The organism is Staphylococcus sp. URHA0057 (assembly GCF_000620265.1).
GTDB classification, from domain to species: domain Bacteria; phylum Bacillota; class Bacilli; order Staphylococcales; family Staphylococcaceae; genus Staphylococcus; species Staphylococcus pasteuri.
Genome location: NZ_KK211097.1, coordinates 272,483 through 281,327, shown reverse-complemented (window position 1 = coordinate 281,327; position 8,845 = coordinate 272,483). Strand labels below are relative to the sequence as shown.

Sequence of the window (8,845 nt, the reverse complement as noted above, 5' to 3'; positions counted from 1 at the left end):
ACGAGTACGTCACTTTCTGATAGTACGAGCACTTCGTTAAGTGAATCATCTAGTACGAGCACGTCACTTTCTGACAGTTCTAGTACGTCATTGAGTGGTTCAGCTAGCACGAGTACGTCACTTTCTGATAGTACAAGCACTTCGTTAAGTGAGTCATCTAGTACAAGTACTTCTACTTCGGATAGTACAAGCACGTCATTAAGCGGTTCGACTAGTACGAGCACATCACTTTCTGACAGTACGAGCACGTCATTGAGTGGTTCGACTAGTACAAGTATTTCTACTTCGGATAGTACAAGCACGTCATTAAGCGGTTCTACTAGCATGAGTACGTCACTTTCTGACAGTACGAGCACGTCATTGAGCGGTTCTACAAGTGCAAGTACTTCAACATCAGAGAGCACGAGCACTTCTCTAAGTGGCTCAACTAGTATGAGTACGTCACTTTCTGACAGTACAAGCACGTCATTGAGTGGTTCTACAAGTGCAAGTACTTCAACGTCTGATAGCACGAGCACTTCTCTAAGCGGTTCTACTAGCACGAGCACGTCACTTTCTGACAGTACAAGCACGTCATTGAGCGATTCTACTAGTACAAGTACGTCACTTTCTGATAGCACTAGTACTTCATTGAGTGGTTCTACTAGCACAAGTACATCGCTTTCTGGCAGCACGAGCACTTCTCTAAGTGGCTCAACTAGCACAAGTACGTCACTTTCTGATAGTTCTAGTACTTCAACTAGTATGTCTATAAGTGAAAGCTCATCTATCAGCACAAGTACGTCTAATAGCGACAGTACAAGCACTTCAACGTCTGATAGTACTTCAACATCAACATCTATAAGTCAGTCACAAAGCCATACAAATAGTACTTCATTCAGTGATTCAACAAGTGCTAGTACGTCTACGTCTGAACCAACAAGTCATAGTGATTCAACTAGCGATAGTAGATCAGCAAGCAATAGCCATAGTACGTCTGAAACACCAAGTCATAGTGACTCATTCAGTCATTCAATGAGTGGTAGTAACTCAACTAGTAGTAGCACATCAACATCTTCGTCTATTAGACCAAGTGAAAGTGCATCTACATCTCAAAGTCAAAGTATGAGTACATCAACATCAGACAGTACATCTCAATCTAACTCATCAAGCATGAGTACATCATCTAGTGAGGCAAATATCATTGATCCAACACACCAATCATCTGAAACACAACATCACAATACTAAAGATGATTCAGAAGCATTACCTGATACTGGTGAAAATGATAACCAATCTAAAGGATTATTATCTGGACTATTGTCATTGATTTTTGGTCTTGCTATATTTAGAAAATCTAGAAAAGATAAAAAAGATCGTAAAGAAGATAAAAATAACTAAGTAAAATAAAATAGAGGCGAAAGCATTATTATTTCAAAGTACTTTAATGACTACTAAATAATGAGCGCTTTTGCCTCTTTATAATCATTTTAAGAAGAGGATTATTATGGGAAATAAGATGAACTTCAAAAACATTAAAAATATTGAATATAAAATTTTATATAAACGGATTCTTTTCACCCTAATGATTATTTTCATATACATATTGGGCAGTAATATTAAAATTGCTGACATGAAATCATCACCACATTCACAAGGTTTTCTGAATCTAGCCATTTCAAATGTTGGTGGCGATATTACAACTCTAAATCTATTCTCATTAGGTTTAAGTCCATGGTTAACTACAATGATTATCATGACTTTACTCTCTTATAGAGATATTGAAAAAGGTCAAAAACAAACTCGACTAGAACGTAGTTACAAAGAACGCTTTTTCACTATTTTATTAGCCATTATCCAAGGCTATTTCATTTTAAGCGAGTATATTAATAAAGGTATGATATATCATGCAAACTTTGCTTTATTGTTACTTATCCTATTAACAGGAACAATGTTACTTGTATGGTTAGCTGATCAAAATACAGTTTATGGAATTGCTGGGCCGACGCCTATTGTACTAGCAAGTATTATTAAATCTATTTTTCAAAATAAACAATTCGAGCATATTGATGGAATAACTATAATCATAGGTGGCATTATGCTTTTTGTCGTACTTGTACTTTTATTATTTATAGAGTTAATTGAATATCACATGATTTATAAAGATATTATGAATATTAGTACTTCTCAAAAAGATACTTACGTTTCTTGGAAGTTAAATCCCGCTGGAAGTATCTCAATCATGTTTAACTTTTCATTATTTTTCTTAGTAGACGTATTAGTCCATTTAGCTGGTAGATGGATAACGGGTAATGCTAAATATCGTCCTTCATTTTTGGAATTGGATAATCCATTAGGCGTTATTATTTTCATTGTGATGCTCATTGTTTTAAATTATTGTTTATCAAGAATGATGTTAAATGTGAAACGTATAGCTAAAGATTTCCAGAAAAGTGGTTACTATTTTGAAGGTATTTATCCTGGTAAAATGACCCAACATTATTTAAATCATAGAGCTAAGCGAATTAGTGCAATTGGTGCATTTGTCATTGGATTCATTATTAGTTTACCTTTAATTAGTTCGATTTTTATATCTGGTATTTCAGCACAAATTTCGATATTCACTCAATTTATTATTTTGATTTACATTACGATTAATATTGTAGAAACAATACGAACATATTTATATTTTGATAAATACAAATCATTTTTAAACAAATATTGGTAAGGAGTAAGGTATGAAATATTTTGTTCCAGCTTGGTACAACGGAGATAAATGGTGGCGTAATCTTAACCAGCCATTTTACTTAAAAAGTGCAATGATTGAATTTGATGATTCTATTAGTTTAATGTCTATGCACGAAAAAAACGACGAACCTTTCAAACTTTTACATTTAAGTTTTAACCCAAATTTGCGTTTATTTTTGCATAAATATGATTTATATGAAGCGAATGTTTGGTCACTATTTGATGAGATTCAAGATTTCGATCAACTACCATCTCGATCATTTCAATTTGAAGATTTAGAGTGGCCTGAGAATACAGAATTCTTTTATTCACCTTATTTAATACAAGCTATGAAAGATAACTATGAATCTCGCATTTATTTCAATCAAGATGGCTATCTAATAGTAGTAGATGATTATGAAAACAGTATACGTGTACGCAGATATATATTCGATGAACGTGGTTATTTAAGTGCTATACGTTATTACTCAGAAGGTAAAGAGGCATTTCAAGATTATCTAACCGCTTCTGGTGACGTGATTCTACGCGAGAATCTCGAAACAAACCATGTTGAAGTTATGTCCAACCACCAATATAAGTTCAATTCAAATTCCTATCCATCAATGGTTGAGTTAATCGAAGAACGTTTTAATGCATACTGTAATGATGAAATGAATTCGAACGATCAACTTATTGTCGCATCAAATACTTTGCATAATAAAATATTCAACACTATCAGACCTGACGTTCGTGTATGTTATTCCGTTTTTAATAAACGAAATCATACAATTGATGAATCCTTTATTCAAACTATGGCTCACAGTAATAAATGGATTGTTGATACTAAAGAAAATGAAAAAGCATTGAAAAATCTAATTACGAATCAATCATTAAGTCCTGAAATATTAAGACTCACCCCTTTCGATACTCAAACATTATCCAATCTTAGTAGTCAACTAAATAAAACTTACATTGGTCTTTGGATAGATGACATGAATGATAATGATTTACAAAACGTATTACATCATATAATTACGTATCTTAAACGCCATACATCATACAGATTAATCATTTTAACTAAAAAGGATGCTACGCAACTTGAGCAATGGTTATTGAATTTAATTAATGATGTTAACGAAAGCTATAATGAATCTGATAACAATGACCTTGCCAAATCAGAATTAGTACAAGCAAAAGAACCTGAGGAATTTGAAGAACTGATTCAAATTCAATCAGTCCCATTTGAAGAGGATTTGATTAAACTATTATCACGTCTAAGAATTGTGATAGATTTAAGTGATGAACCTAATTTATACTTACAAATTTCAAGTATCAGTGTTAGAATTCCTCAAATCAATATTCATCAAGGTAGTTATGTCATACATCTTGAAAATGGCTATATCATTCATCAATATGATGATGTTCCATTTGCATTAGATTACTTTTTAAGTACATTAAAGCATTGGAATCACGCTTACACTTATAACACTAATATGATTAATGACTTAGGATCTGGTCATATTATCCAACAACTTGATCGATTTTTAGAAGGTGAGAAATAATGCCACGAAAATTTAAAGCATTACAAATTGGTGGTTCTGATTTAGAACATTTATTTAACCATAGTCCAGAAGTATCTTGGGATTACTTTGATCCGAAGTTGTTCGAATTTGAAAGTAACTATATTGAAAGTATTGAGGAAATTGTTGAAGAGAATGGACAATTCGATCTAGTCTTTATCCAAACCAATTTAACTGATCATTTAGCTAACTTAATTAACATTGTTAGTCGTCCTTATAATACGCTTGTAGATGAAATTTATTGGCCAAGTGGATATGAAGAATTAGATTTAGTACAAAAATATCTTATCCGCCCTATTCATTACAATACAACTGATGAATTACACGATAAACTATTGTCGATTTCATTTCCTGGACAATATGGGGATAAGGTTAGTCCTGCTCTTACCCATGTGTTTTCGCCCAAACATATAAATGTGACTTACTTTGGAAATAAAGAAATACAATTCCAAGGTGATTTTGGTGACCATTTCATACCTATTCTTAATTGGCAACAAAATCTTATTTATGATAAAGATAAAGTCATAGAAGTATGGCCAGAATTTCATACTGAAGGCGACGTAACATTAGAGTATACTTTCAGACTAGTATCATTTAATCCAGAAGAAGGTATACTTGAAACATTTGTGCTGAGTGAAGAGGAACTTAAGGAACCACTTTATTTAAGACGTCGACCGTACTCTGCATATATTTCAACGTCCGTCAAAGCGAAAGGCAATGGCACTATTCATATTGGTGCAGTTCATAAACGTCTGTCACATATTGAATTTGGTCATCTCCTTCTAGGTAGCGAACGTTTTGTTGATGAAAAGCGAGAAGAATTCTTTTATTACTTTAATCCTGGTGATTTTAAGCCACCGCTTAATGTTTATTTTAGTGGTTATCGTGAAGCAGAGGGGTTTGAAGCTTTCTACCTAATGCAACAACTAGGTGCACCCTTCTTATTAGTCAGTGATCCACGTATTCAAGGTGGCGCATTCTATTTAGGATCTGAAACTTATGAAAATGGTATAAAACAAGTCATTAACGATACATTAAATCAACTCGGTTTCAATAAAAGTGATTTAATCTTATCAGGATTATCCATGGGTTCTTTTGGCGCTTTATATTATGGTGCACAGTTAAATCCTAAAGGTATTAATGTCGGAAAACCATTAGTCAATGTTGGTACAATTGCGGAAAATATGAAGTTATTGCGACCTAATGATTTCGAAACTTCTTTAGATATCGCCCTATCATCTAACTATCAATTGTCTGACTCAAATGAAATAAATCATATAAAACAATTAGATAATAAATTTTGGAACGTTTTTTCCAATAGTCATATTAGTGATACAACTATTGCAATCACCTATATGGAAAACGATGACTATGATCAATCTGCGTTTGAAGACTTGTTACCTATATTCAGTCAACAGAATGTTCATTTAATGAATAAAGCTGTGCCAGGACGACATAATGATGACACACCTACCGTAGTTAATTGGTTTATGAACTTTTACCATATATTACTTAAAGATCATTTTGGGAGAGACAGTCATGCAGAATAATCAAAGATTAGAAGTAAGATGGCGAAAAGTAACACGTCATACTTATCAACACGGCGCTATAATACAATTCCATGATAATTACACATATTATGAGAACCAATTGATGCCCTCAGGATTGCAAATCAATTTATGGGAACCTTCAACGTTATTTGATAAAGATGGACATCCGCCTAAACTTCCCATGTTAAAAAGGGGCTATCATTATCATATTTCGTTAAATATCGCAGCAGTTCCTGAGCATAGTGTGTATGTTATTGTGACTTTTTATTTAAAGAATGGCACTCAACTTGAACAAGTCATTATCAAAGAAGATGAAAGTGAATTTAAATATCCTAATGAAGCATATAGTTATGACATTCGACTTATGAACGCAGCATGTCATCATCTTAAATTTAAAAATATTATATTAACCGAATTAGACCATGCAACCGAGATGAGTGATTCTCCAAAGGAACCTCAAGAAAATATTAATGATAATAACAATGACAATCAGACTTCACAATCACATCAAAACGTGACATTGGTCAATCAAATTATGCGACATACTCGTATGAATAGTGATTATAATTAATCTTCGCAATATCACTAAATGAAAGGAGGATAACTATGAATCTCAATGTAAATACCGCCATTAACCATATTAGACTAAAAAAACTATACAAATTGTTGAATCAAATCAATAACTATAGTGAAGAAATGAAGCAACTCACTGACAGCCAATTACAACAAAAAACACTAGATTTTAAACAGCGTTTAAATAGTAAACAGAATACACTCGATGATTTATTACCAGAAGCCTATGCCGTTATACGTGAAGCTTCACAACGTGTATTAGGTATGTATCATAAAGACGTCCAAGTATTAGGTGCCATTGTGATGCACCAGGGCAATATTTCTGAAATGCAAACTGGTGAAGGTAAAACATTAACGGCTACCATGCCTTTATACTTAAACGCCTTATCAGGCAATTCTGTTTTTCTTATTACAACTAATGATTACTTAGCAAAACGTGACTATTTAGAAATGAAACCGTTGTATGAATGGTTAGGTCTCACTGCATCATTGGGATTTATAGAGAATCCTCAAGGTCCTATATCTAACCAAGAGAAACAAGCGTTATATAACCATGATATTATTTATACTACCAACGGAAATTTAGGGTTTGATTATTTAATCGATAACTTAGCAGATACTAAAGAAAGTAAATTTTTACCTGAATTATACTTTGGCATCATTGATGAAATAGATTCAATCATATTAGATGCAGCTCAAACACCACTAGTCATCTCTGGTGCACCAAGAGTTCAATCTAACCTATTCGAAATAGTTAAAGCATTCGTCGCAACACTTGAAGAAGATAAAGACTTTAAAATGAAAAAGACCAAACGTGAAATTTGGTTAACTGAAGAAGGCATTGAAAAAGCAAATACTTACTTTAATGTACCAAATATATATGGAGGTCCATATTTAGATTTAGTAAGGAATATTAACCTTTCCTTACGTGCTAAATACCTGTTTGATATTAATCTAGATTATATTGTTATGGATGGCGAAATTATGCTGATCGACCGTATAACAGGTCGTATGCTACCAGGTACAAAAATGCAAGTCGGACTCAATCAAGCATTAGAAGCAAAAGAAAACTTAGATATTTCAGATGATATGAGTGTCATGGCAACTATCACCTTCCAAAATCTGTTTATGCAGTTTCAACGATTTTCAGGGATGACAGCAACTGGGAAACTAGCTGAAAAAGAATTTTTCGATTTATATTCAAAAATTGTTATCCAAATTCCAACTTCCAGACCAGTTATAAGAGAAGACTTGGTTGATAGAGTATTTGTTAATGAAGACATTAAAAATGATGCCATATTAGAAGAAGTGATTAATTATCATAAAGAACAACGACCTGTCCTTCTGATTACACGAACTGCAGAGGCAGCAGAATACTTTTCAACTGAATTATTTAGTCGTCATATTCCAAATAACCTATTAATTGCACAAAACGTTGCTCGTGAAGCACAAATGATTGCTGAAGCAGGTCAATTAAGTGCGGTAACCGTTGCAACAAGTATGGCTGGTAGAGGTACTGATATCAAACTTTCAAAAGACGTACATGCTCTTGGTGGTCTAACCGTATTAATTAATGAACATATGGAAAATAGTCGTGTAGATAGACAATTAAGAGGACGTGCTGGACGACAAGGTGACCCAGGACAATCACAAATTTTTATCTCTTTAGATGATTACCTAGTACAACGTTGGAGTGATTCAAAATTAAAAGACAATCCAACATTAATGAAACAAGATACAGACTATCTATCTGATAGCCCTACTTTTAATAACAAAATCAAGCGCATCGTTAAAAAGGCTCAACGCATTTCTGAAGAAGAAGGAATGAAAGCACGTGAAGCTGCAAATGAATTTGAGAAAAGTATTAGTACACAACGTCAGTTAATTTATAGCGAACGTAATCGCATATTAGAAAGTGAACATTTAGATACATTAGACTATGACAGTATTGCACGAGACGTATTCAATCATCACTTTAAAAATTATAAAAATATAACTGAAAACGACATCACCAAATATATTTATAAAAACTTAAGTTTTAGCTTTAATAAAGATGATTTTGAAATTCACAACCATGATTATGAAGCCATTATCGACTTATTAATTTCTCAATTTAACCACCAACTAATACTAAATAAAAATAAGATAAATGATGAGGAGTTATTCCAACAATTTCTTAGAAAATCAGTACTCAAAGCGATAGATTCTGCATGGATAGAGCAAGTAGATTACTTACAACAATTAAAATCAAACGTAAATCAACGTCAAAAAGGTCAGCGAAATTCCATTTTTGAATATCACAAAGTAGCCTTAGATTCATTCAAACAAATGGAAGATATCATTAAACATAGAATTATTAGAAACTTATGTTTAAGTATAATCGATCAACAAAAAAATAATGACTTAACAATTCATTTCCCATAGAAAGGAGGTCTA

At 32.9% G+C, this 8,845-nt stretch carries 7 protein-coding genes; 6 read left to right on the top strand and 1 reads right to left on the bottom strand.

Going from position 1 to position 8,845, the window contains the following annotated elements; genetic code table 11:
• A partial coding sequence (locus N524_RS13840; protein WP_331280296.1) for a hypothetical protein occupies positions 1-512 on the bottom strand: 512 nt, incomplete at its 3' end.
• Between the two features lie 64 nt (positions 513-576).
• On the opposite strand from N524_RS13840, the gene N524_RS13835 reads away from it, so the two are divergent.
• The 6 genes from N524_RS13835 (at position 577) to secA2 (ending at position 8,833) form a co-directional block, all read left to right on the top strand.
• Entirely contained in the window at positions 577-1,380 is an 804-nt protein-coding gene (locus tag N524_RS13835; RefSeq protein ID WP_331280295.1) for an LPXTG cell wall anchor domain-containing protein, read from the top strand.
• A 118-nt stretch (positions 1,381-1,498) separates the two neighbouring features.
• A complete protein-coding gene (secY2, locus tag N524_RS0112595) occupies positions 1,499-2,707 on the top strand; it encodes an accessory Sec system protein translocase subunit SecY2 (protein WP_029056728.1) in 1,209 nt (402 codons plus the stop codon).
• A gap of 10 nt (positions 2,708-2,717) precedes the next feature.
• Positions 2,718-4,268 carry an accessory Sec system protein Asp1 gene (asp1, locus tag N524_RS0112590; RefSeq protein ID WP_029056727.1) on the top strand — a complete coding sequence of 517 codons (1,551 nt, stop codon included), beginning with the start codon at positions 2,718-2,720 and terminating at the stop codon, positions 4,266-4,268.
• Entirely contained in the window at positions 4,268-5,836 is a 1,569-nt protein-coding gene (asp2, locus tag N524_RS0112585; protein ID WP_037555839.1) for an accessory Sec system protein Asp2, read from the top strand. Before asp1 ends, asp2 begins: the two co-directional genes overlap by 1 nt.
• Entirely contained in the window at positions 5,826-6,407 is a 582-nt protein-coding gene (asp3, locus tag N524_RS0112580; protein ID WP_017637754.1) for an accessory Sec system protein Asp3, read from the top strand. The genes asp2 and asp3 overlap by 11 nt, the downstream gene beginning before the upstream one ends.
• Positions 6,408-6,442: 35 nt before the next feature.
• Positions 6,443-8,833: an accessory Sec system translocase SecA2 gene (secA2, locus tag N524_RS0112575; protein ID WP_029056725.1), complete on the top strand. Its 2,391-nt coding sequence runs from the start codon at positions 6,443-6,445 to the stop codon at positions 8,831-8,833.
• Positions 8,834-8,845: the final 12 nt, after the last annotated feature.